2 protein-coding genes are annotated in these 1300 nt (G+C 46.2%); one reads left to right on the top strand and one right to left on the bottom strand.

Translation table 11 applies throughout. The features are described from left to right. Positions 1–329: 329 nt before the first annotated feature. Positions 330–566: a hypothetical protein gene (locus tag TH30_RS22035; RefSeq protein ID WP_147252120.1), complete on the bottom strand. Its 237-nt coding sequence runs from the start codon at positions 564–566 to the stop codon at positions 330–332. Positions 567–906: 340 nt separating this feature from the next. Between TH30_RS22035 and TH30_RS21900 the strand changes: the two genes are divergently transcribed. Beyond that, positions 907–1300, top strand: a 394-nt coding sequence (locus TH30_RS21900; RefSeq protein WP_147252121.1) for a cupredoxin domain-containing protein, incomplete at its 3' end; no start/stop codon positions are given.

Consider the following 1300-nt stretch of genomic DNA (forward strand, 5'->3'; position numbering starts at 1 on the left):
TCTGGAAACTTGTCCCGACGGCAAAAGCAGCTATCAAAAGTATGGTCAAAAACCTGATGCGATTGAGCATGGTTTACTTCTATCCCAAGGATGCGATGCTGTCTATATCGAACTACAGTAAATCCTATTGCTGCACCTCTGTGCCCATATCCAGAGACTAGGAGAATTGTTGGGTTACGCAGCATTTAATAGGATTTGATTGTGCTTCATCTATAAATTGATTGTTAGCAAGTCATACCCGCAGATTAGTGAATAACTCAGCACAACAGGTTGTTCATCTGTAGCGCATAACGTGATTTCATGGCGACGAATGCAGTAATCTATTGTTTTCACCTTGCTGATGGCTCAAGCAGCAGATGTAAATTCGTGAAATAGTCTGTCTTTGCCACAATATTGCCACTTGACCGCATTGATACATCAAGATAACCATTGCGCTGCAACATTGTGATAGGATTCTCCTTTTGCGGATCATCTCGTGCATACTTTCGGTTATCATCGCGTTGACAGTAATGCTGTCTGGCGCTGAGGCCGTGCATGCCAAAGCCGCTGATATTAACAGTGGCCATCACAGTGTTGTCTCCGTCATGGCTGACAGTAGTTCTCACACACAGGATCCATCGCACAACGATGTTTGTGGCATGGCTGTTTGTGGTCCCTATGTGCAGCAAATGTCTGGTAACTGGAACGCTGCACCTGTTTTGTTGTCTGTAAAGTACTGGGCAAAAGACAGAACGCTCTCGCCTGCAGAGCTTGATGTTAGCGTCAAACCTCCCCGCACCTAAGATATTCAGTTCCTTATCTAAACTGCATTCGTGACGTAATCTGTCGCTATGAGTCCGATCACTGACTCTGTGTAAGGTTTGCGTAACGAGATCCTTTATACTGAATTATCTCGGGAGCATTTTCATGCCCAAATACACTACTTCTGTCCTTCGCCTTGCTGTTGCTTCCGCCCTTGCTATGGGTAGCCTTGCCGGTATCCAGACTTCTGCATTTGCTGGTGCAGGTCATAGTGGCGGTGATAATGATGGCGTCGAAATCGGTGCGCCTGGCGATATCTCTGATGTCCGCCGGACCATTCGGATCACGATGGAAGACAACTTCTATGACAAGGAAAAGATCGTTGTTCGTGGCGGCGAAACCGTTCGCTTCCTGATCGAAAATAAGGGTGAGTTCGTTCACGAATTCAACATCGGCACGGCAGCAATGCACGCGGATCATCAAAAAGAAATGATGATGATGATGGAACACGGGGCCCTTGAAGTAGATAAAATCAACATGGACATGATGGAAATGGACA

It is taken from the genome of Thalassospira profundimaris, from assembly GCF_003326795.1.
Taxonomy (GTDB): Bacteria; Pseudomonadota; Alphaproteobacteria; order Rhodospirillales; family Thalassospiraceae; genus Thalassospira; species Thalassospira profundimaris_C.